The 21,702-nt window shown below is 69.2% G+C and carries 23 protein-coding genes; 16 read left to right on the top strand and 7 right to left on the bottom strand.

Annotation, left to right across the window (positions count from 1 at the left end):
• Positions 1-6 precede the first annotated feature (6 nt).
• Positions 7-849 carry an alpha/beta fold hydrolase gene (locus ACFQU4_RS24020; RefSeq protein ID WP_377496771.1) on the bottom strand — a complete coding sequence of 281 codons (843 nt, stop codon included), beginning with the start codon at positions 847-849 and terminating at the stop codon, positions 7-9.
• 111 nt (positions 850-960) lie between these two features.
• Here ACFQU4_RS24020 and ACFQU4_RS24015 point away from each other — a divergent pair, with 111 nt between their 5' ends.
• Entirely contained in the window at positions 961-1,521 is a 561-nt protein-coding gene (locus ACFQU4_RS24015; protein ID WP_377496769.1) for a TetR/AcrR family transcriptional regulator, read from the top strand.
• Position 1,522: 1 nt separating this feature from the next.
• On the opposite strand, the gene ACFQU4_RS24010 is transcribed toward ACFQU4_RS24015, so the two are convergent.
• The gene (locus ACFQU4_RS24010) at positions 1,523-2,290 is read right to left on the bottom strand and encodes an N-formylglutamate amidohydrolase (protein WP_377496766.1); all 768 of its coding nucleotides are present in this window, start codon (positions 2,288-2,290) and stop codon (positions 1,523-1,525) included.
• An 85-nt stretch (positions 2,291-2,375) separates the two neighbouring features.
• Between ACFQU4_RS24010 and ACFQU4_RS24005 the strand changes: the two genes are divergently transcribed.
• Positions 2,376-2,777, top strand: a complete 402-nt coding sequence (locus tag ACFQU4_RS24005) for a hypothetical protein (RefSeq protein ID WP_377496764.1) — start codon at positions 2,376-2,378, stop codon at positions 2,775-2,777.
• A 173-nt stretch (positions 2,778-2,950) separates the two neighbouring features.
• Here ACFQU4_RS24005 and ACFQU4_RS24000 read toward each other — a convergent pair whose 3' ends face one another.
• The 3 genes from ACFQU4_RS24000 to ACFQU4_RS23990 form a co-directional block, all read right to left on the bottom strand.
• Positions 2,951-3,610 carry a response regulator transcription factor gene (locus ACFQU4_RS24000; protein ID WP_377496762.1) on the bottom strand — a complete coding sequence of 220 codons (660 nt, stop codon included), beginning with the start codon at positions 3,608-3,610 and terminating at the stop codon, positions 2,951-2,953.
• Complete coding sequence (locus ACFQU4_RS23995; protein WP_377496760.1) at positions 3,595-5,184, bottom strand: sensor histidine kinase; 1,590 nt, start codon at positions 5,182-5,184, stop codon at positions 3,595-3,597. Before ACFQU4_RS23995 ends, ACFQU4_RS24000 begins: the two co-directional genes overlap by 16 nt.
• Before the next feature lie 69 nt (positions 5,185-5,253).
• Positions 5,254-6,399: a GntR family transcriptional regulator gene (locus ACFQU4_RS23990; RefSeq protein WP_377496758.1), complete on the bottom strand. Its 1,146-nt coding sequence runs from the start codon at positions 6,397-6,399 to the stop codon at positions 5,254-5,256.
• A 153-nt stretch (positions 6,400-6,552) separates the two neighbouring features.
• Between ACFQU4_RS23990 and ACFQU4_RS23985 the strand changes: the two genes are divergently transcribed.
• The 4 genes from ACFQU4_RS23985 (at position 6,553) to ACFQU4_RS23970 (ending at position 10,554) form a co-directional block, all read left to right on the top strand.
• Positions 6,553-8,091 (top strand): extracellular solute-binding protein, encoded by a 1,539-nt coding sequence (locus ACFQU4_RS23985; protein ID WP_377496756.1) that lies wholly within the window; start codon positions 6,553-6,555, stop codon positions 8,089-8,091.
• Positions 8,088-9,002 carry an ABC transporter permease gene (locus ACFQU4_RS23980; RefSeq protein ID WP_377496754.1) on the top strand — a complete coding sequence of 305 codons (915 nt, stop codon included), beginning with the start codon at positions 8,088-8,090 and terminating at the stop codon, positions 9,000-9,002. Before ACFQU4_RS23985 ends, ACFQU4_RS23980 begins: the two co-directional genes overlap by 4 nt.
• Positions 8,996-9,970, top strand: a complete 975-nt coding sequence (locus tag ACFQU4_RS23975) for a carbohydrate ABC transporter permease (protein WP_377496752.1) — start codon at positions 8,996-8,998, stop codon at positions 9,968-9,970. Before ACFQU4_RS23980 ends, ACFQU4_RS23975 begins: the two co-directional genes overlap by 7 nt.
• A 74-nt stretch (positions 9,971-10,044) precedes the next feature.
• Positions 10,045-10,554: a DUF1772 domain-containing protein gene (locus tag ACFQU4_RS23970; RefSeq protein WP_377496750.1), complete on the top strand. Its 510-nt coding sequence runs from the start codon at positions 10,045-10,047 to the stop codon at positions 10,552-10,554.
• Here the strand turns inward: ACFQU4_RS23970 and ACFQU4_RS23965 are convergent.
• Positions 10,551-11,594 (bottom strand): LacI family DNA-binding transcriptional regulator, encoded by a 1,044-nt coding sequence (locus ACFQU4_RS23965; protein WP_377496748.1) that lies wholly within the window; start codon positions 11,592-11,594, stop codon positions 10,551-10,553. The two genes, ACFQU4_RS23970 and ACFQU4_RS23965, sit on opposite strands and share 4 nt — an antisense overlap.
• Positions 11,595-11,702: 108 nt before the next feature.
• On the opposite strand from ACFQU4_RS23965, the gene ACFQU4_RS23960 reads away from it, so the two are divergent.
• From ACFQU4_RS23960 to ACFQU4_RS23935, 6 genes are all read left to right on the top strand, one after another.
• Positions 11,703-13,013, top strand: a complete 1,311-nt coding sequence (locus ACFQU4_RS23960; RefSeq protein ID WP_377496745.1) for an ABC transporter substrate-binding protein — start codon at positions 11,703-11,705, stop codon at positions 13,011-13,013.
• A gap of 4 nt (positions 13,014-13,017) precedes the next feature.
• The gene (locus tag ACFQU4_RS23955; RefSeq protein WP_377496743.1) at positions 13,018-13,935 is read left to right on the top strand and encodes a carbohydrate ABC transporter permease; all 918 of its coding nucleotides are present in this window, start codon (positions 13,018-13,020) and stop codon (positions 13,933-13,935) included.
• The gene (locus tag ACFQU4_RS23950; RefSeq protein WP_377496741.1) at positions 13,935-14,834 is read left to right on the top strand and encodes a carbohydrate ABC transporter permease; all 900 of its coding nucleotides are present in this window, start codon (positions 13,935-13,937) and stop codon (positions 14,832-14,834) included. The genes ACFQU4_RS23955 and ACFQU4_RS23950 overlap by 1 nt, the downstream gene beginning before the upstream one ends.
• 44 nt (positions 14,835-14,878) lie before the next feature.
• Positions 14,879-15,925: a zinc-binding alcohol dehydrogenase gene (locus ACFQU4_RS23945; RefSeq protein ID WP_377496949.1), complete on the top strand. Its 1,047-nt coding sequence runs from the start codon at positions 14,879-14,881 to the stop codon at positions 15,923-15,925.
• Entirely contained in the window at positions 15,922-16,734 is an 813-nt protein-coding gene (locus ACFQU4_RS23940) for a sugar phosphate isomerase/epimerase family protein (protein ID WP_377496739.1), read from the top strand. Before ACFQU4_RS23945 ends, ACFQU4_RS23940 begins: the two co-directional genes overlap by 4 nt.
• Before the next feature lie 186 nt (positions 16,735-16,920).
• Complete coding sequence (locus tag ACFQU4_RS23935; protein ID WP_377496737.1) at positions 16,921-17,850, top strand: TRM11 family SAM-dependent methyltransferase; 930 nt, start codon at positions 16,921-16,923, stop codon at positions 17,848-17,850.
• Positions 17,851-17,859: 9 nt separating this feature from the next.
• On the opposite strand, the gene ACFQU4_RS23930 is transcribed toward ACFQU4_RS23935, so the two are convergent.
• Complete coding sequence (locus ACFQU4_RS23930) at positions 17,860-18,207, bottom strand: MerR family transcriptional regulator (RefSeq protein WP_377496735.1); 348 nt, start codon at positions 18,205-18,207, stop codon at positions 17,860-17,862.
• Between the two features lie 51 nt (positions 18,208-18,258).
• Between ACFQU4_RS23930 and ACFQU4_RS23925 the strand changes: the two genes are divergently transcribed.
• From ACFQU4_RS23925 to ACFQU4_RS23910, 4 genes are all read left to right on the top strand, one after another.
• Positions 18,259-19,029, top strand: coding sequence for an SDR family NAD(P)-dependent oxidoreductase (locus tag ACFQU4_RS23925; protein ID WP_377496733.1), 771 nt, complete (start codon positions 18,259-18,261; stop codon positions 19,027-19,029).
• 29 nt (positions 19,030-19,058) lie between these two features.
• Positions 19,059-20,459 carry an acyl-CoA synthetase gene (locus ACFQU4_RS23920; RefSeq protein WP_377496731.1) on the top strand — a complete coding sequence of 467 codons (1,401 nt, stop codon included), beginning with the start codon at positions 19,059-19,061 and terminating at the stop codon, positions 20,457-20,459.
• A 176-nt stretch (positions 20,460-20,635) separates the two neighbouring features.
• A complete protein-coding gene (locus ACFQU4_RS23915; protein ID WP_377496729.1) occupies positions 20,636-21,466 on the top strand; it encodes a hypothetical protein in 831 nt (276 codons plus the stop codon).
• A gap of 9 nt (positions 21,467-21,475) precedes the next feature.
• Positions 21,476-21,694 carry a cold-shock protein gene (locus ACFQU4_RS23910; protein WP_377496727.1) on the top strand — a complete coding sequence of 73 codons (219 nt, stop codon included), beginning with the start codon at positions 21,476-21,478 and terminating at the stop codon, positions 21,692-21,694.
• The last annotated feature ends 8 nt before the right edge of the window (positions 21,695-21,702 follow it).

The raw sequence follows: 21,702 nt of genomic DNA, 5'->3' as shown, positions 1-21,702 counted from the left end.
CTTTCGTCAGCTCTTGACGAAGTCCAGCAGGGCCTGGTTGACCTCGTCGGCATGGGTCCAGAGCAGGCCGTGCGGGGCGCCTTCCACCTCGACGTACCGCGCCGCCGGCACCGCCTGGCGGAAGCGCCGGCCGGTCGCGTCGATCGGCAGGATCCGGTCGCCGCTGCCGTGCAAGATCAACACCGGCTTGCCGCTGTCCCGGACCGCCACCACGTCGTCCCGGAAGTCCTCGATCCAGGTCGGTACGACTGCGTAGGCCGCGACCGGAGCGGACCGGGTGGCCGTGTTCCAGTTGGCGGTCACGACCTCCTGGCTGATCTTGGTCCCGAGGTTCTCGTCCAGGTTGTAGAAGTCGTTGTAGAACGCGGTGAACCAGGCGTAGCGATCATGGCGGGCGGTCGCGGCGATGCCGTCGAAGACCTCCTGCGGTACGCCCTCGGGGTTGTCGTCGCGCTGCACCAGGAACGGTTCCAAGGAGGCCAGGAAGGCGAGCTTGGCGACCCGATCATGACCGTGGTTCTTGACGTAGCGGGCCAGCTCGCCGGTGCCCATCGAGAACCCGGCCAAGATCACGTCCGTCAGGTCCAGGGTCTCCAGCACCGCGTTCAGGTCCGCGGCGAAGGTGTCGTAGTCGTACCCGTCGTTGATCTTGCTCGACTGCCCGAAGCCGCGGCGGTCGTAGGTGATCACCCGGTAGCCGGCGGCGAGCAGTTCCCGGGTCTGCCGCTCCCAGCTGTGCCCGTCCAGCGGATAGCCGTGGATCAGCACGACCGGCTGCCCGCTGCCCTGATCCTCGTAGTAGAGCTCGATCGGCGTGCTGTTCTGCGTCCCGACGGTGATGGTGGCCATCAGTTTCCCCTTCGACTCATGTCGGAGAACGATCGTTCTCCGCTCCTGTCGACTAGAGTAGAGAACGATCGTTCTCAACGCAAGGGGAGTCCAATGCCTAGGAGTGCTGGCGTGATCGACGAGCAGACCGCCCGGCGGCAACTGGTCGAGGCGGCCGACCGGCTGTTCTACGCGCGCGGAGTGCAGGCCGTCGGGATGGACGCGGTCCGTGCCGAGGCCGGGGTGTCCCTGAAACGGATCTATGCGCTGTTTCCCGCCAAGGACGACCTGGTCACCGCCGTACTGCGGCACCGCTCCGCCCAGTGGGATGACGGCATCACCGCGGCGCTGGCCACCGCCGAGGATCCGGTGGGCCGGCTGCTGGCGATCTTCGACTACCTGCGGGACTGGTTTCAGGAGCCCGACTTCCGCGGCTGCGCCTTCGTCAACCTGTACGGCGAGCTGGGGCCCAGCTCGCCCAACGCGGCGGATGCGGTGCGCCGGCAGAAGCGCGGCTTCGCCGAGCTGGTGGCCGGACTGGTCCGCGACGCCGGGCTGCCCGACGAGCTCGCGCCGCAGCTCGTCGTGCTGGCCGAGGGCGCACAGACCACCGCCGCGATCCTCGGCGACCCCGAGGTGGCGCGGCATGCCCGGACGGCCGCCGCCGTCCTGATCGAGGCGGCGGGCCGGTAGCTCAGGCCAGGGTGTCGATCAGGCCGGCCAGGGTCTCCGCGCGACGACGTACCCCGGCGACGGTGTCGCAGCCGTCCCGGCGCAGTTCGATCATCACCGCGGTGACCCGGAGCGTCTTGCGGTACTGCCGCAGCGGCACGTAGCACCCGGCGAACGGCTCGTCGGTCACCACCGCGCCGAGCGGCGAGAACGCGGCGACGGCGGCGTCGCGGAGCTTGTCCGGAGTGTGGAAGTCGTCGGTGCCGATGCAGGTCATCGGGCGGCGGCGGTCCGGGTGGAGTTCGTACGGCAGCGGGTCCCGCGGGTAGGAGTGCAGGTCGATCACGATCGCCCGGCCGGCCTCGACCAGCCGCGCGTCGACCAGGTCGGCCATCCCCTCGGCGTACGGCCGGTAGAAACGGGCCAGCAGGTCCTCGTGGCCGCCCCCGTCGGCGGCCCGGAGCGGCCGGCGGTCCGAGGTCTTGGCGTAGACCGCCCCCATCCCGGCGGCCGCCATCTCCTCCCGTTCGTCCGGGAACCGTTCCGGATCGACCACCAGCCGGGAGTACCGGTTGACCGCGAGCCAGGGCCGGGCCGCGGCCAGGCCCGCCGCCAGCCGGCCCACCTGGTCGGTGCCCGCATCGGTCATCGCCGCCAGTTCGGCCGCCAACGCGTCGTCGTCGAGCAGCAGCCCGGTCCGTACGTCCGCCGGGATCTCCGTCGCCGCATGCGGCAGATGCACGATCACCGGCGACTCCGGCGCGCCCGGCACGATCGAGAGCGGACTCATCGCGCCGCTCCGACCCGCCGCCCGGATGATAGAGCTCTCATCCTCACTTCCTCGCCTTCTCATCGCTGGCTAGTTTGGTAGAACCATGCAGAACAGGACCAAGTGGATCATCACCGGCGGCGCGGCAGCGTTCGTCCTCGCCCCCGTCGCGGCCTTCGGCCTGCCCGCCCTCTCGCAGGAGCCGCTGGCCGGCTCCGGCTATGTGGCGCACGCCGCCGATCCGACGGCGGACCCGACCGCCAAGCCCAGCCCCGGTGAGGACACCGGCAAGCCGACCCCGCCGCAGACCGCGAAGACCCCGGTCAGCCCGAAGTCTGCCGTGACTCCGCCCACTCCGCAGACCAGCGCCACGCCGAAGAGCGCACAGACCACGCAGACGGCGGCGTCCGCCCAGACCGCGCAGAGCGCCCAGTCGCCGCGGACCACGCAGACTCCGCCGTCCGCGAACTCGGCCGTCTCGCCCGCCTCCCCCACCTCCGCCGGCTGACCCTAAGCCCGCAACGCCGTGCCCTGAGTTCGTCGGAGGGCCAGGCCAATCCCGCATCAGCGCTCCCTGCGAGCCTGTGGCCTGGCCCTTCGACAGACTCAGGGCACGTTTCACGTTTCGGGTGAGTTTTCGCCGGGTAGTCGCGGCCGAATTTCACCCAAGTCGTGCGGCAGTCAGGAGACCAGGCGGTAGCCGGCGCCGCGCACAGTGAGGATGCGGTGGGCGCCGATCTTGTTGCGCAGGTAGCGGATGTAGACGTCGACGACGTTGGAGCCGGGGTCGAAGTCGTAGCCCCAGACCCGGGAGAGCAGTTGCTCCCGGGTCATCACCTGTCCGGGATTGCGGAGCAGCGTCTCCAGCAGCGAGAACTCGCGCGCCGACAATTCGACGGTACGGTCTCCGACGCGGGCCAGCCGGGTGTGCAGGTCGAGCGCCAGGTCGCCGTGGGAGAGGGCGGTCGGCTGCTCGCTCGAGGTCTGCCGCAACCGGATCCGGACCCGGGCCAGCAACTCCTCGATCCGGAACGGCTTGGCCATGTAGTCGTCGGCGCCGCTGTCCAGCCCGGCCACGGTGTCGGTCACCGAGTCGCGCGCGGTCAGGATGATCACCGGCAGCGTGAAGCCCTGTCCGCGCAGCCGTTCCAGCACGGCGAACCCGTCCAGCCCGGGCAGCCCGATGTCCAGCACCAGCAACTCGAACTGATCACTCAGCGCCAGCTCCAGCGCCTCCGGCCCGGTGGCCGCGACGGTGGTGGTGTGGCCGGCGGCGCGCAGCCCCTTCTCCACGAACGAGGCGATCCGGGATTCGTCCTCGGCGATCAAGATCGCGGCCATGGGCTCTCCTGTTCCGTCGGCAGGGGGTGCCGGTCGTCCGGCACCTCGAGTTCTTCGGTACGGGAATCGTCGGTGATCACCGGTAGATCAAGGGTGAAGGTCGAGCCGCGGCCGGGCCGGCTGTGCAGCAGTACCTGGCCGCGGTGGGCGGTGGCGATCGCGTCGACGATGGCCAGCCCGAGGCCGGAGCCCTCCGGGTGCCCGGAGGCATGATCAGCTTCGTGGGCGGTGCCGGACCGGGCGAACCGTTCGAAGATCCGCTGATGATCTTCGGGGGCGATCCCGGCACCCTCGTCGCGGACGCTCAGCCGGAGCCGCTGACCGGTCGGGTGGTCGGGGTCCGGCATCACCTCGGCACCGAGCGCGATCACGGCGTCGTCCGTCGAGTGCCGTACCGCGTTGGACACCAGCTGGACCAGGGCCTGGGTGATCCGCTGCTGGTCGAGTTCGATCACCGCGTGCACGGTACGGTCGATCCGCCAGCGCCGGTCGGCCAGCGGCTTCACCTTGTCCAGCACGGATCCGAGCAGGTCGTCGACGTCCACCGGACCGGGCCGGACGAAGTCGGGCCGGCGCGACTTGGCCAAGATCATCAGGTCCTCGACGATCCGGCGCATCCGGGCCAGCTCGTCAAGCGACAGGTCAACGGTCTCGGCCACCTCGGTCGGGTTGCGCTGATCGAGCAGCTCCAGATGCCCCTGCACGATGGTGATCGGCGTCCGCAGCTCGTGCCCGGCGTCGTCGAGCAGGTTGCGCTGTTCGTCGAACGAGGTGGACAGCCGGTCCAGCATCGCGTTCATGGTGTGACCGAGGTCGGCGATCTCGTCGCCGCTGGTGAGTTGATCTTCGGGGATCCGGCCGGACAGGTTGCCCTCGCCGATCTCCTGGGCGGTCTGCCGCAGGGTCCGCAGCGGAGCCAGCAGCTTGCCGGAGACCACGAAGCCGACCAGGCCGACCAAGATCAACGCGACGACGCAGACCAGCGCATAGGTGCGGTAGGTGCTGTCCAGGGGCACGAAGGCCTTGTCCACGTCGACCGCGGCGACGTAGTGGCCGACATCGTCGGACCCCGGCAACTGCGCGGTGACGGAGACGAAGGCGAGGTTGCGGTTCCGTGCGTTGCTGACGTGCTGCATCACGATCTCGCCGCCCGGCCGAACCTGGGCCGCTTTGGCGATCACCTCAGGATCGCCCTGCACCAGGGTCTGCAGCTCCGACTCCTTGTTCGGGTGCAGCTCCAGCTTGCCGTTGACCAGCCCGAGGACGGCCTCGTTCTCGTCCGGGTAGGTCGCCTTGATGGTCGCCCGGAGCAGCGCATCGACGGTGGTGATATTGGCTCCACCGGGCCCATTCAGCGCCTCGTTGCTGGCTTCGAAGAACTCGTTGACCTCCTGGCGCAGGGCATCCCGGACGCCGTCGTACACGCCCTGCCGGCTGATCGCGTACGAGGTCAGGCCGGCGGCCATCATGCCGAGGGCGGTCGTCATCAGCACCGCGGTGAGGATCCGGAACCGGACCGACCAGCCGCGCGGGTGCTTGGGCGCGCCGAGCCGGTGGTCGCGGACGGGTTCCATTCGACCATCCTGACAAATCCGGGCCGGACAGCACGGATTCCGGCGATGAGACTCCTCTCATCGGGTCGGTCAACCCTTGGCGACCACCCTCAGGTGGCCGGGCGCCCCGTCCCTGGTCCGGATCGTCACCGGCACGATGCAGTGCTCGACCTCTGCGCCGGGCTCACCGTCGCCGATCCGGCGATGTAGCAGTTCGGCCGCCTCGACCCCGATCCGCCGCGACGGCAGGACTGCGGCCACCGCCGTAATCGGCAGGATGTCGAACGGACCGGACGAGTCCATCCCGGCCAGGTCGACCCGGTCCGGCGCATCGATCCCGAGCGCCACCAGGTCCTCGACCACCCGGGCCAGCACATAGCCGTTGCCGCACATCAGCACGGTCGGCGGCTCGGGTCCGCCGAGCAGCCGTTCCAGCGTGTCGGTGCCGGAATAGCGGCGCAGCACGGTCAGTTCCGGCCGCACCGGCAGCCCGTGCTCGCGCAACGCCTGCAGGTGCCCGGACAGCCGCTCCCGGACGCTGGTGCAGCCGGTCTCGGACCACAGCGTCGCGATCCGCTTGTGCCCGCGCTCGATCAACGCCGTCGTGACCTGGTGACCGATCGCGACGTCGTCGGCGAGCACGGCATCGGTCGCCACCGACGGGTGATAGCGGTCGACCAGCACCAACGGGATCCCGCTGTCACGCACCTGTTGATAGACCGAGAGGTTCGCGTCGCTGTCACCCGGATAGATCACGATGCCGCTCGGCCGCACCTCGAGTGCGTCCAGCAGCGCGGCCCGCTCGCGGTCCGGGTCGTCGTTGCAATAGCTGAGGTAGAGCCGGTAACCGAGCGCCGACAGCGTGGTCTCGACCCCGTCCAACAACTGGGCCGAGTGCGAACCGACCCCTTGCTGCAGGATGCAGGCGACGGTACGGAGCCCGGAGCGCGCGCCCGATTCCGAGCCCGCCTGGACGGCCGGCCGTTCCGCGACGAAGGTCCCCTTGCCTTGCTTGCGGACCACGATGCCCTCGGCGACGAGGTCGTTCAGCGCCCGGACGGCGGTGGTGGCGCTGACGCCGAACCGCTCCCGTACCTGTCGCTCGGTCACGAACGGGACATCGGGCGCGTGGTCGCCCCTGGAAATGGCCTCCCGCAAGGCGTTCTTGACCCGCTCGTACGCCGGGAGCGACCGCTCTCGGTCTGATCCGGTCCCCTCGCGAGATGCAGCATTCACCGCATTAACCCTCTCCTGCCGGTCAAGATTGGACCGAGGTATTGACACATTAACACGTTAATTCCTAGGTTGATTCACATTCAGCAGTCCCGGCGACACGACGGAGTGGCCGACTTTCCCCGCTGCTCGCGTGTCCAAAGCCTAGGAGGGCCCATGCGACCCATTTCCCGGCGACGTCTCCTGGCCGGCGCGACGGGCGCCGCGCTCGCCACGGTGACGGTCGGCTGCAGCAGCAGCGGTGACAGTGATCAACAAGGGCCATCCGGTCTCACCTTCAGCTATCTCCGGCCGACCTGGGGGCCCGCCACCTACACCAAGGACGGCCCGTACGAACTGGAACTGGAGCGCCAGGCCGGGGTATCCGTCGACGTACAGATCATCCCGGTGATCGACTACAACACCAAGATCAACACCATTCTCGCCTCGGGCGACCTGCCCGACGTGCTGTGGGCGCCCGGCCCGAGCTCAGGAGTCTGGGCGGAGGCGCAGGCCGAGGGCGCGTTCCTCGCCATCGACGAACAACTGGAGAAGCATCCGGCGGTCAAGGCCGCGGTACCCGAGTCCATCTGGGCCCGGATCAAGGACGCCGAGGGCGCGACCTACTTCGTGCCGAACCTGATCTGGCCCCAGGTCCCGTTCTTCATGTTCGCCAGGACCGACCTGCTCGAGTCCGCCGGGATCGATGAGCCGACCACGCTGGAGCAGTTCGTCGACACTCTCGCCGCGGTCAAGAAGGCCTACCCCGACCACATCCCGTTCACGATGGGCTACGAGTGGCACACCAAGGAACTGGCCACCTCGTTCGGCGTCTCCAAGAGCGGCTGGGAGCCGAGCCAGGGTGATCCGAACCAGCTCGATCCGTGGTTCGTCAAGGAGCGCGAGGTCGACCTTTACTTCTGGCTGCAGGACCTGCACCGCAAGGGCCTGCTCGATCCGGACTACGGCGTGAACAAGGAGCCCAACCTCTCCACCAACAAGTTCAAGGCCAACAAGGCGGTCTTCGCGATCGAGAACTGGGCCGTCTTCCCGGACCTCGTTGCCAACCTGAAGAAGGCCGCGCCGAAGGGCACCGTCGGGGTCCTCGACCCGCTCGGCGAAGGCGCCGGCAGCCGGCCGGTCTTCCCGATCGACCGCGGGTTCTACATCTCGGCCAAGATGGCCGATCCGGAGGCCTTCTTCGACTTCCTGGAATGGACCCTGACGGAGGGCTCCGACTTCCGCCGGTACGGGATCGAGGGCAAGACGTACACGGTGGTCGACGGCAAGAAGGCACCGATCCAGGACACCGATCGGGAGACGGCCTTCCAGACGCCGCAGCTCGAGCCACTCAGTTTCATCGGGCCGTTCTCGGAGAAGCTGGACTGGGAGCAACTGGGGCTGAGCTACGCGTCCGCAAAGCTGGACGACAAGTTCGACTACATCCGCGGCAAGTTCGAGGCCTACATCGGCACCGAGTACCCCGACTTCCGCAATCCGACGGTGCTGTCCCCCACCGAGGCCGCGGACGGCACGCGGTTGACCCAGGACTACCTGCAGAAGGTCACCGAGAGCTGCATCATCAACCACGACCTCAGTCGAACGGACTGGACCACCGCCGTCGAGAAGTGGAAAGCCGCCGGCGGGAACAAGATCATCGACGAGGTCAACCAGCTGCAGACCGACAAGTCGCGACCGGACTACACGAACTCATGACCGCCGCGACCGCGACGACGGCGCGGCGGATCTGGCGGCACCGGTGGATCTACCTGTTGATCTTGCCGACCATCGTCTACTTCGTGATCTTCGCGTACGCACCGATGGTTGGCCTCCAGATCGCGTTCAAGGACTTCAAGGTCTTCGCCGGGATGTGGAAGAGCCCGTGGGTGGGATTCGAGCACTTCCAGACCCTGTTCGGGTCGGAGAAGTTCCCGCAGCTGATCCGGAACACCTTGTTGATCAGCGTCTACCGGATCGTGTTCGGCTTCCCGGTGCCGATCATCTTCGCGCTGCTGCTCAACGAGGTGCGCCGGGTCTGGTTCAAGCGGGGCGTGCAGACGGTCACGTACTTCCCGCATTTCCTTTCCTGGGTGGTGTTCGCGGGCATCGTGGTGAACCTGCTCGGGCCGACCGGGATCCTCAACACCTTGATCGTCGAGGCCGGCGGTGAGCGGATCAATTTCCTGACCAATCCGGACACGTTCCGCTCGGTGCTGGTGCTGACCGGGATCCTCAAGGAGTTCGGTTGGGGCGCGATCATCTACCTGGCCGCCCTGTCCGGCATCGATCCCCAGCTGTACGAGGCCGCGCGGGTCGACGGCGCCGGGAAGCTGCGGCAGATTTGGCACGTCACACTGCCCGGGCTGCGGCCGGTGATGGCCGTTCTGCTGGTGCTCTCGCTGGGCAACCTCTTGGACGCAGGTTTCGATCAGGTGTTCCAGCTCTACAACGGCGCCGTGCTCGAGGTCGGCGACATCATCGACACCTACGTCTACCGGGTCGGCCTGCTGGACGCCCAGTTCGAGCTGGCCACCGCGGTCGGGCTGTTCAAGGGCGTGATCGGCCTGATCATGATCGTCTCGGCCAACCAGGTGCTGAAGAAGATGGGGCAACGATCGGTATGGTGACCACCGTCGGTCCGCACGCGGACCCATCCCAGAACCTTCCCGGCGGAGCGGACCTCAGCGGCGAACGGGGCCGCCGGCGGGTCCCGTCGCTGGACCGGAATCCCTGGTGGGCCAACGGGATCATCTACCTGATTCTGGTTCTGCTCGGCCTGGTCACCTTGCTGCCCATGATCAACATCCTGGCCCGCTCGCTCAGCGGCAGCGCCGCCATCGCGGCCAACCCGTTGATGCTGCTGCCTGACGACTTCACGATGGAGGCGTACGGCTACATCTTCGAGACCCCGGTGCTGATGCGCTCGCTCGGCGTGACCGTGTTCGCGACCGTGGTCGGCACCGCGTTGAACCTGCTGCTCACCACCACGGCGGCGTACGGATTGTCGAAGACGACGCTGCCCGGCTACCGGCTGCTGATGTGGATCGTGATCGTACCGATGTTGTTCGGCGCCGGGCTGATCCCGACCTATCTGCTGTTGAAGAGCCTCGGGCTGATCGACAACATCTGGGTGCTGGTCGTCTCCGGTCTGGTCTCGCCGTTCAATCTGATCTTGATGCGGAACTTCTTCTGGAGCCTGCCGCGGGAGTTGGAGGAGTCGGCCAGGATCGACGGAGCCGGTGATCTTCGGGTGCTCTGGCACGTGGTCCTGCCGCTGTCCAAGCCGGTGCTGGCGACGATCGGGCTGTTCTACGGGGTCGCGCACTGGAACGACTTCTTCACCGGCTTGTTCTTCCTCACCGACAGCGCCAACTTCCCGCTCCAGGTCGTCCTCCGCTCGATCATCATCGACCAGAGCATGCTCGGCATGGGCAGTACCACCGCACCGAACAACGACCTGCAGAAGCTCGTCGTCTCGGCCGACAACATCAGGGCCGCGACGATCATCTTCTCCACGCTGCCGATCCTGCTCGCCTACCCGTTCCTGCAGCGCTACTTCGTCAAGGGCATCGTGCTCGGCGCCGTCAAGGGCTGATGCGAGACGCTCGGACATGGCTCCAAGCGCCACAGGGATGGCAGGACGGTCGGCCGGGCGGTTGACTGAGCGTCATGTTCACCGTGTTGCAGGGCGTCGCGCTGGTCGCGGCCACGCTGTCCACCGGCTTCATGGCCTCGCTGTTCATCACCTACTCGGCGGTGATCATGCCCGGGCTCCGCGGCGCCGACGACCGGACGTTCGTCGCCGGCTTCCAGCGCCTAGACGCGGCGCTGGTGACCCCGGCGTTCCTGCTGCTCGGCTTCCTCGGCGCGCTGATCTTCACCGGCCTGGCCGGTCTGCTCCAGCTCGGTTCCGAGCACCGGGCCGCGCTGCCCTGGATCGTGGCCGCGTTCGTGCTCTACCTGGCGACGTTCGTGATCACGGTGGCCGTACACCTTCCGTTGAACAACGGTCTCAAGGAGGCCGGTGCTCCGGACCGGATCGCCGATCTCGCGGCCGTACGGGCGGCGTTCCGCGAGTCGACCTGGCTCGCCTGGAACCACGTCCGCTCGGTCGTCGGCCTGATCGCCTTCGGCTGCCTGGGCTGGGGCCTGGTCGAGTTCGGCCGGTCGGTCGGCTAGCCGGTCGACTCTCTGATCATCAGCCGGTGTGGGACGACGTAGCTGCGGCCCGGCTCCCGGTTCCCCTCGATCCGTTCCAGCAGGGCATCGATGGTCCGCTCGGCCAGCGCCTCCAGGTCCGGCGCCACCGAGGTGACGGTCGGGCTGACGTACTCGGTGTCGATGATGTTGTCCCAGCCGACGACGGCGATGTCCTCCGGCACCTTCACGCCGGCCCGCTTCAGCCCGCGGATCACTCCGATCGCCAGCAGATCGCTGCAGCACACGATCGCGTCGCAGCCGAGCAGGTCCTCGCCCGCCTCGCGGATCGTCTGCTCTCCCATCTCGCGGGTGAACCGGCCGGTGTCGATCACCCGCCGGTCCTCCAGCTCCAGCCCGTGCGCGGCCAGTCGGTCGCGGACGCCGACCATCCGCATCTCGCCGACGGCAGTGGGCCGGTTCGGAGTACGACCGACGTAGCCGATCTTGCGCCGGCCGGACTGCTGCAGATGGTCGACCACCTCGCCGGCAGACGCGTGGTTGTCGATCGCGACGTAGTCGGCGTTGCTGCCCGGCAGCGGCGCCGCGAGCAGCACCATCGGCGTCCGCCGACTCATCGCGGCCATCGCCTCCTGATCGATCGCGAACGGGCTGAAGATCACGCCGTCGATGCCGTGACCGGGATAGCCGGCCGCCGCCTGCTCCTCCCGCTCCGGCACACCGGCGGTCTCGTCCATCACGACGGTGTAGCCGCGCGGTGACGCGGCGGCGATCATCGCGTGCGCCAGCGCCCCCAGATAGGGCTCGTCGATCCGGGGCAGGGCCAGCGTGATCATGGTGCTGCGGCCGCTCTGCAGCTGTCGCCCGGCCAGGGACGGCCGGTAGTCGAGCTCCTCGATCGCGGCCAGCACCCGGGCCCGGGTGGAGTCGCGGACGTTCGACCGTTCGTGGACCACGTTCGTCACGGTCTTCAGGGACACGCCGGCCAGGGCCGCGACGTCCTTGATCCGGGCCGGTCTGGGCCGGTCCAGTTCGCGGGAAGACCGCTCGGTGGCTGACATGGGCGTCCTCGAGACATCGACGGTACGGGTCTTGACATCCTAGGGTCTCCGGCGGATTCTAACGTTAGATTCTAACGCTAGAAGTTTCACCAGGACACAGGAGTCACGATGAAGCCGAAGGTCCCGATCCACCGCAGGACCCTGCTCTCGGCCGCAGGTCTGACCACGTTGGCGCTCGCCACGGGCTGTACCGGGCCGGCGCCGGGCGGCGGGCCGACGCAGCAGGAGACCTCAGCCCAGCAGGAGATCCGCTACATGATCGGCCAGCCCGAGGACTCGGCGGATCTCGACCTGATCCGGGCGGATCTGAAGAAGTTCGAAGCAGCCCGGCCGGGGATCACGGTCGCGTTGGACGTCATTCCGTCCGACACCGTGCGGACGGTGCTGCAGACGCAGCTGCGCTCCGGCCAGGGGCCGGACGTCTTCGGCTACGACACCGGGCCCGGGTTCGCCGGCGCGCTGGCCGAGGCCGGTCTGCTCTACGACCTCACCGCCGCCTACGCGGAACGGAAGTGGCCGATCTTCGAGTTCGCCAAGCAACGCGTCACCTTCGACGGCAAGATCGTCGGCGTTCCCAGCCAGATCGAGCAGGTCGGGCTGTTCTACAACAAGGACCTGTTCGCGAAGTTCGGCCTGGCCGAGCCGGGCAGCCTGGCCGACCTCGAGGCCGCGGCGCGCACGCTCGCCGACAACAAGATCATCCCGCTGGCCGTCAGCGACAAGGAGGGCTGGCAGGGCGGGCATCTGCTGAGCATGACGCTGTCCAGCCAGGTCGGCTCCGCCGGCATGGACGCCCTGCTCACCGGCGGGCGGCCCTGGGACTCGCCGGAGGTGATCGAGGCGCTCGCGGTCTGGGAGCGGTTCGGCCAGGCCGGGCTGCTGACTCCCTCGCCGGCGGCCGTGACGTACGACAACGCCAACGCGCTGTTCTACTCCGGCAAGGCGGCGATCAACCCGACCGGGAGCTGGCTGGCCCTGGACATCGAACGCAACGCCAAGTTCGAGGTCGGCTTCATCCCGTTCCCGGCGCCGAACGGGCGCGGGATCTTCAGCGGCGGGCTCGGCTCGGGCACCTTCGTCTCGGCCGGTACGACCAAGGCCGAGGCGGCGATCGCCTTGCTGGACTACCTGCAGACGCCGGAGCACGGCCGCTGGGCGGTCGAGAACCTGCAGGACATCCCGGCCTATCCGGTGGACACCGCCGGGATCAAGGCCAGCCCGCTGTTCACCCAGATCCTCGACGACGCGGCCAAGATCGCCGAGGGCACCGGTGACTTCGGCTACAACATCGACGTCCTGACCGGCGATCAGTTCAACAACGCCATGTGGAAGGGCATCCAGGGCGTCCTGACCGGTCAGACGACCGCGGCCGAGACGGCCGGGCGGATGCAGGACGCCGCCGCCAAGGACGGGAACTGAGCCGATGGCCGCGCTGAGCCACCTCCCCCGGGTCACCCGGCGAGCCCAGGCCCGGCTCGGGCTGATTCTGGTGCTGCCGGTGATGGCGCTGGTGATCATCTTCTTCCTGTTCCCGATGATCAGTGCGCTCTACTTCTCCGTGGTCGACTTCGACGGCCTCGATCCCACGCCGCCGTTCGTCGGCGCCGCCAACTTCAGCGAGCTGTTCGGCGACCCCGAGGTCTGGCGGGCGCTGGGCCGGAACGCGATCTGGATCGTCATCGGTACGGCAGCGCCGATGGTGATCGGACTCGTGGTGGCGCTGCTGGTCTGGACGGTCCGGTCGGGCAGCGTGGTCTACCGGCTGATCTTCTTCCTCCCGTACGTGCTGCCCGGCATCGCGATCGGGATCGTCTGGGGCTGGATCTACGACCCGGTCAGCGGCTGGCTGAACCGCGCCCTGGACCTGATCGGGCTCGGCGCCTTGCAACGGGGCTGGCTGGGTGATCCGAACACCGCCCTCTACGCGGTGTTGGTGACGGCGATCTGGGCCACCTGCGGGTTCGTGATCATGGTCGTCCTGTCGGCGTTGCGCAACGTGGACACCGAACTGGTCGACGCGTCCCGGATCGACGGGGCCGGTCCGTTCGACCGGCTGCTGCACGTGATCCTGCCGCAGGTGATGCCGGTGCTGCTGATGGTGCTGACCCTGATCCTGGTCGGCGGCTTCAGCGTCTTCGACATCATCTTCATCATGACCGGCGGCGGCCCGGCCGACGCCACCAACGTGCTCGGGACCTATGCGTACAAGAACGCCTTCCAGCTGAACCGGATCGGCTACGGCACCGCGCTGGCGTTGTTGATCACCGTGCTGTCGATCCCCTTCGCAGTCGGACTGAATCGACTGCAGCGGCGACTGTCCCTGCAGGGAACGGGGGCCTGATGTCGGTCCAGACCTCACTCACCGAGCAGGCCCCGCTGGTCGCCGATCCGCCGCGGGTGCTGCGCCGGCGCAATGCCCGGACCACCGGCGGACTGGTGGCCCGGCACCTGGTCCTGGTGGTGCTGGCCGTGTTCACGCTGTTCCCGGTGATCATGGTGGTCTCCACCACCTTCAAGTCCGAGGCCGACGTACGAGCCCGGCCGTTCGACCTGTTCAGCTCGTTCTCGTTCGAGAACCTGATCACGGCCTGGACCCAGGGCGAGTTCAGTCGCTACCTGGTCGACAGCATCCTGCTCACCGTACCGAGCACGGCGCTGGTGGTGATCATCTCCACGGTGGCGGGCTACGCGTTCGCGCGGCTGCCCTTTCCCGGCCGGTCGATCATGTTCTACTCGGTGGTGCTGGGGCTGCTGGTGCCGTTCTTCACCTACATGATCCCGTTGTACTTCCAGCTCCGGTCGATGGGCCTGCTGGACACCTTGATCGGCGCCGTCCTGGTGCTGACGATGACCGGGATCGCCTTCGGCACCTTCTTCATGCGCGCGTTCTTCACCGACCTGCCGGACGAGCTGGAGCAGTCGGCCCGGGTGGACGGCTGCTCGGAGGCGCAGATCTTCGTACGGGTGCTGTTGCCGCTGGTCCGGCCGGGCCTGGGAGCGCTGACCGTGTTCACCTTCCTGGCCAACTGGAACAACTTCCTGGTGCCGCTGCTCTACCTGCCCAGCGGCCGCTACCGCCCGCTGACCACCGGCCTCTACATGTTCACCGGCGGCCGATCGCTGGACATCGGTCCGCTCGCGGCCGGGACCTTGATCACGATCCTGCCGGTCCTGATCGTCTTCCTCGCCCTGCAGCGCCAGGTCACGCAGGGCTTCCTGTCCGGAGCGATCAAGGGTTGATCACTCGTACCACCCCCTTTGTGAGGAGCATGCCCGTGGCATCCATGGTCAGTTTCGTCGAGCCCCGCGTGGCCGAGGTCGTCGCCGACGAGGAGCGGCCGGTCGGGCCGGAGGAGGTCCGGCTGCGGACCCTCTACACCGGCATCTCGGCCGGCACCGAGCTCACCGCTTATCGCGGCACCAACCCGTATCTCAACCGGTACTGGGATTCCGGGGTCAGGCTGTTCCGGCCCGGCGACACCAGCCTGACCTTCCCGGTCAACGGCTGGGGGTACGAGGAGGTCGGCGTCGTGGTCGAGACGGGGCCGGCGGCGGAGGGGGTCACGGTCGGCGACATCAGCTGGGGCACCTGGGGCCACCGGACGCACACCGTACAGCCGGCCGAGAAGGTCCGCCGCAAGCTGCTGCCGCCGGGCGCCGATCCGCGCCTCGGCATCTTCTCCCAGATCGGCGCGATCGGCCTCAACCTGGTGCTGGACGCCGACATCCACATCGGCGAGACGGTGGTGATCTTCGGCGCCGGCGTGCCCGGCCAGATCGCCGCCCAGCTGGCCCGGTTGAACGGAGGCCGGGTGATCGTCGTGGACAAGATCGCGGACCGGCGGGCCCGGGCGCTGGAGCTGGGGGCGGAGATCGCGCTGGATCCGGACGACGAACCGGTCGCGGAACGGGTGCGGGAGCTGACCGACGGCCGGGGTGCCGATGTCTGCCTCGAGGTGAGCGGGCACTACCCGGCGCTGCACGAAGCGATCCGGACCGTGGCCTACAACGCGCGGGTGTGCGTCGCCGGGTTCATGCAGGGCGAGGGCGCGGGGCTTCGGCTCGGCGAGGAGTTCCACCACAACCGGGTCTCCTTGATCTGCTCGCAGATCTCCGGCGTTTCACCTTCCCTGCAAGGGCGCTGGGACTTCGAGCGGTTGTCCCGGACCGCGATCGAGCTCGGCGTCTCGGGCCGGCTCCGGCTGACCGAGTTGATCACCCACACCTGGCCGTTCGACCGGGCCGCGGAGGCGTTCCGGCTGCTCGACGAGCATCCCGAGCAGGCCCTCCAGGTCATCCTCGAGATCGACAACGCGAAGGAGCACGCATGAGCATCAAACTGGCCGCCGCCGAAGGCACCCTGCCGGGCGAGACGTTGGAGGAGAAGTACGCCTTCGTCCGCTCGGTCGGCTTCGACGGGATCGAGCTGTCCGGTCAGGGCGACGGGATCTTCGCCGGCCGGGCCGACGAGCTGGCCCGGGCCCGGGACGCCGGCGTGATCATGCCGACGGCAGTGGTGCACATGGACCACTTCATCGGAGATTTCGATCATGACCGGCGGCGGGACGCGATCGACCAGGTGAAGCAGTTGCTGTCGACCATCGTCGTCGCCGGCGGCACCGGGATCGTGTCGCCGCACGCGTACGGGCTGTTCTCCAAGCGGTTGCCGCCGTTCACCCCGCCCCGCTCGGACGCGGACTCCCGCAAGCTGCTCGTGGAGGCGTTGCGCGAGCTCGGTGATCATGCCGCGGCGGCCGGGGCGACCCTCTACCTGGAGCCGCTGAACCGGTACGAGGACTTCGTGATCAACACGCTGGCCGATGCCGTTTCGGTGGTCCAGGAGGTCGACTCACCCGGCGTGGCGGTGATCGCGGACACGTACCACATGTCGATCGAGGAGGCCGACGTCGGCGCCTCGATCCGCGCCGCGGGCCCGTTGATCAAGCACGTCCAGCTCGGCGACAGCAATCGGCTGGAGCCCGGCGCCGGCCACTACGACTGGCCCGAGACGCTGGCGGCCCTGGCCGGCATCGGCTACGACGGCTGGCTCGCGATGGAGTGCCGGCTGAGCGGTCCGGTCGAGGAGGTGCTGCCGCGGGTGGCGAGGCTGCTCCGTACGCCGCCACCCGGTCCGCGTTGATGCCGTCCCTCGTCGCGTGGGTCCCGGCCTAGAGCTCGATGACGACCTTGCCGTGCACGTGCCGGCCGGTCGAGGAACTAGTAGGGTCGCCGGTGTTCGCCGAGCGAGGAGGACGGGGCGATCACCGACTTTCTGATCCAGTACGCGGCCGGGACCGGACCGCTGGCCGGCGAGGCGCTGCGGCAGGTGCTGCCCGACGCGCGGGAACTGTTCGCCGACGACAGCGCAGCCCTGGTCCGGACCGGCCGGCCGCTGCGCTCGGCCGACGCGTTGCCGTTCGCCAACAACGCCTTCCGGGTGATCGCCAAGGTGCCGCGGGGCAAGATCATCGGGGCGATCCGGAAGCTGGCCGCGCAGGTCCCGAAGGCCGACCTGGATCCCGCCGGACGGCAGGGCTTCCGGGTGATGGCGCAGCTGGACGGTCAGCTGACCGCGATCGACCGCGCGGCGCGGAGCGACCTGGAGCGGGCGCTGTCGTCGAAGGTGCGCGGCCGGGTGAGCAGTCGCGGCGGCGGCGACGAGTACTGGGTGATCGGCCGGAAGGATCTCGGCGAACTCCTGCTGGCGTACCGGCTGCCGAAGCAGCGCAGCCGGAAGGTGGCGGCCGGAGCCCTGGCCCCGGAACTGTCCTCGATGCTGGTGGCGGCCTCGCGGCCCGACCGGCGGGACCGTTTCCTCGACCCGTTCGCCGGGTCCGGTGCGCTGGTCGCGGCGCGGCTCGCGCAGCCGGCCCGCCGGATCGACTACGTCGACGAACAGCTCGACGAGCTGCGGCCGAACCTGCCCGACGTGCTGCGCCGCAAGCGGGACGGTGTGCGGCTGTTCCAGGGCGATGCCCGGCGGCTGACCATGATCGATGATCATGACGTGGACGTCATCGTCACCGATCCGCCGTGGGGCGAGCACGAGGATGTGGACGGCCCGTACGAGAGCTTCGTCGCCGACGTGGCCGCCGAGTTCGCCCGGGTCCTGAATCCCCGGCACGGCCGCCTGGTCCTGCTCAGTTCCCGCCGTCGCGCCGACCTCTGGTCCGACGCCCTCGGACCGCTCGCGGCCGAGACGCTGGAGATCTTGATCAACGGACACCCGGCCACGGTGCTGATCGGATCACGGTGATCACGAGACTCACAAGGCGGTGAGTTTCCGGGTCAGCCGCTCCCTGGTGTCCTGCAGCGCCGCCAGCCGGTCGTCGACCTCGGCCAGCCTCGCCCGGTACGTCCGCGCCGGCAGCTCCGTGTCCTCGCAGCGTTCCGGGTCGTGGTCCTCCAGGCACGGCACCAGGTCCTTGACCCCGTCCAGGGTCAGGCCGCTCGCCAGCAGCTCCGCGATCGCCCGCACCCGGTCCACCGCCGGCTCGTCGTAGTCGCGCCAGTCGTTGCCGCCGCGCCGGGCGTGGAGCAGGCCGTGCTGCTCGTAGTACCGCAGGGACCGCCGACTGACACCGGTCCGGCGGGCCAGTTCGCCGATCCTCATCAGACATCTCCTTGACCTTGACACCGGTGTCACGATCCTAGTCTCGCGATCATGACCGACAACGAGCTGACCCCTCCCGCCCACGACCCGGCCCGACGGACGGCACTTCTCACCGGCGGTGGCTCCGGGATCGGCCGGGCCATCGCGCTGGCGCTGGCCGAGGCCGGACTGGACGTCCTGATCACCGGCCGGCGACCGGACGCCCTGGCCGAGACGGCGGCCCTGCACCCGGCGATCAGGACCCACGTCGCCGACGTGGCCGATCCGGATGATCATGAAGCGACCGTGGCTGCCGCGGCCCGGTTCGGCCGGATCGACCTGGTGATCAACAACGCGGGGATCGGCGCTCCCGGCGCCCTGGGCGACATCGAGGCCGAGGTGGCCCGGCGGACCTGGGCCACCAACGTGCTCGGCCCGATCCTGCTCGCCCAGGCCGCGCTGCCGTACCTGATCAAGAGCCGCGGATCGATCATCAACCTCTCCAGCACGTACGGCGTCAAGCCGGCCCCGGGCCACAGCGCGTACGGCGCCAGCAAGGCCGCACTGGAGCACCTGACCCGAAGCTGGGCCCTCGAGCTCGCCGACCACGGCATCCGAGTGAACGCCATCGCACCCGGGCCGACGGAGAGCGAAGCCCTGTCCCGGATGGGCCTGTCCGCGGACCAGATCGTGGCGATCAAGGACCAGGAACGGCGGCTGATCCCGCTGCGCCGGCGCGGCGAGGTCGAGGACGTGGTGCCGTGGGTGGTCGCCCTGGCCGAACACGGCGGCTGGATCACCGGTCAGGTGATCGGCGTCGACGGCGGCTACGCACTGGCCTGACGGCCGAACGCGGTCGCTACCCTCGACGCATGCGTTCTCCCGGGGCCGTCCCGCTGCTGCCGTCGCTGACCGGACCGGACCGGACGGCGCTGACGATCGCCGGGGTCGAGTTGACCCGCCGCGACCTGCTCCGCCGGGCCTCGGCGACGGCGGGCGAGTTGCGCGAGGCCGGCGTCCGCCGGGTCGCGTTGCACGCCGTGCCGACGCCGGAGACCGTGATCGCCATGGTCGCCTGCCTCCTCGCCGGTACGACGGCGGTGCCGGTCCCGCCCGACGCCGGGGCGAGCGAGTTGGCTCACGTACTCACGGATGCGGAACCGGACGCCTGGCTCGGCGCCACCCCGCCGGATCCCGGCGGCCTGCCGGTTCGCTCCGTCTCGGCCGGGTCCGACCCAGGGCCGTTGCCGGAGCCCGATCCGGCCGGCCCGGCGCTCATCCTCTATACGTCCGGCACCACCGGTCCGCCGAAGGGCGTGGTCCTGTCCGGCGCCGCCCTCGCGGCCGGGATCGACGCGTTGACCGAGGCCTGGCAGTGGACCGCGGACGACACCCTGGTGCACGGGCTGCCGCTCTATCACGTGCACGGACTGGTGCTCGGCCTGTTCGGGCCGCTGCGGATCGGCAGCCCGCTGGTGCACACCGGGCGGCCCACCCCCGAGGCGTACGCGAGCGCGGCGGGCACCCTCTACTTCGGGGTGCCGACGGTCTGGTCCCGGATCGTCGCCCAGCCCGACCTGGCCCGCCGGCTGTCCCGGGCCAGGCTGCTGGTCTCGGGCAGTGCGCCGTTGCCGACCCAGACCTTCCACCGGCTCGTCGAACTGACCGGAGCGGCGCCCGTCGAGCGGTACGGGATGAGCGAGACCTTGATCACGATCAGCACCCGGGCCGACGGCGAGCGGCGCCCGGGCTGGGTCGGGCTGCCGCTGCCCGGGGTGCGGACCCGGCTCCGCGACGACGCCGGCCGCGAACTGCCCAGGGACGGCGAGACGATCGGCAGCCTCGAGGTGGCCGGCCCGATGATCTTCGACGGCTACCTCGGCCGGCCGGACGCGACGGCGGGCACGCTGACCGACGACGGCTATGTCCGCACCGGCGACGCGGCCGTGATCGACTCGGCCGGGTTCCACCGGATCGTCGGCCGGGAGTCGGTCGATCTGATCAAGTCCGGCGGGTTCCGGATCGGGGCGGGCGAGATCGAGACCTGCCTGCGCGAGCACCCCGAGGTGGTCGACGTCGCCGTGGTCGGCGAGCCCGACGATGATCTTGGTCAGCGGATCGTCGCGTACGTGGTCGGCGCCGGCGACCCGGACGAACTGATCGGCCACGTCGGTTCCCGACTGGCCCGGCACAAGCGCCCCCGGGAGGTGCGGTTCGTGGCCGACCTGCCCCGCAACGCGCTCGGCAAGGTCCAGAAGCATCTGCTGCGCTGACGGCGCCCGCCCGAAACACGGATGCGCCGGGTCGGCGTGATCTTGGATACTGCTGCGATGCACCGACCTACCTGCACGGCGGCCGGCTGGGCTGGCGGGACGCGCCGGAACAGGTCCGAGCCTGGGTCACCGCCCGCTCGGGTACGGTCTCGGAGGTCGAGGACCGGGTCGGCGGGATGTCCACCGGCCTCGCCACGGTCGTCACCGGCGAACGGCGCCGGGTCTTCGTCAAGGCGCTCGACGCCACCCTCAACGCCGCCGGCGAACGGTTCTACCGACGGGAAGCGGAGTCCTCCGCCCTGCTGCCGGACCTGCCGTCGATCCCGCGCCTTCTTGATCATGGAACGGTCGCGGTCGATGATCATCACTGGGTCGTCCTGCTCTATCCGGCCGTCGCCGGCGAACCGCCGCAGCACCCCTGGCGCGCCGCGGACCTGAACCGAGTGCTGGACGCCTGGCTCCCGGTCGGCGAAGCGCTGAGTGCCATTCCCGACTGGCCGCGCAACAACCTGATCGCGCCGCTGTTCACCGGCTGGCGGACCATCGCCGAGAGCCCCGACGATCCGTGGCACGAACACGCCCAGGACTGGACCGACCGCGAGCAACGCTTCGTCACTGCGGCGACCGAGACAGGGCCACTGATCGGCGCCCACGTCGACCTGCGGGCGGACAACCTGCTGCTCGGACCGGACGGCGTCTGGTTCGTCGACTGGGCCCATCCTGATCATGCGGCGCCGTGGCTGGATCCGTTGATCATGCTCTGCGACGTCGTCGCGTCCGGCGCTGATCTTGGTGACGGCGGCGAGATCGACGTGGCCCGGGTCTGGGCCGAGCACCCGGCCTGCGCCGGTGCCGATCCGGAGACCTTGATCGACGGCGTGTCCGCGTTCGCCGCTCTGATGCACGCCGGATCGCGGAAGCCGCCGCACCCGGCCGTTCCACACGGCCGGGCCTGGCAGCGGCTGGTCTCCGAGCGGACGCTGCCGTACGCCCTGCGCCGTCGTTAGCCTGGCTTCATGGCACGCGGCACCGTGAAGTTCTACAAGTCCGACAAGGGCTGGGGCGCGATCTCCTCCGCCGAGCTGCCGCCCGGCCTCGACGCGTTCGTCCACTACAGCGCGATCGAGGCCGAGGGCTTCCGCGAACTCCACCAGGGCGACGAGGTCGACTTCGACTACGAGCCGGCCGTCCAGGACAGTTTCCGGTTCGTCGCGACCCGCGCCCGCAGGCTCTGAGCAGCCGC

This window comes from Microlunatus sp. GCM10028923, from assembly GCF_042666975.1.
GTDB lineage: Bacteria > Actinomycetota > Actinomycetes > Propionibacteriales > Propionibacteriaceae > Microlunatus.
Note: the sequence above shows the minus strand (reverse complement) of the source record. Positions and strands in the feature narration are given on the sequence as shown.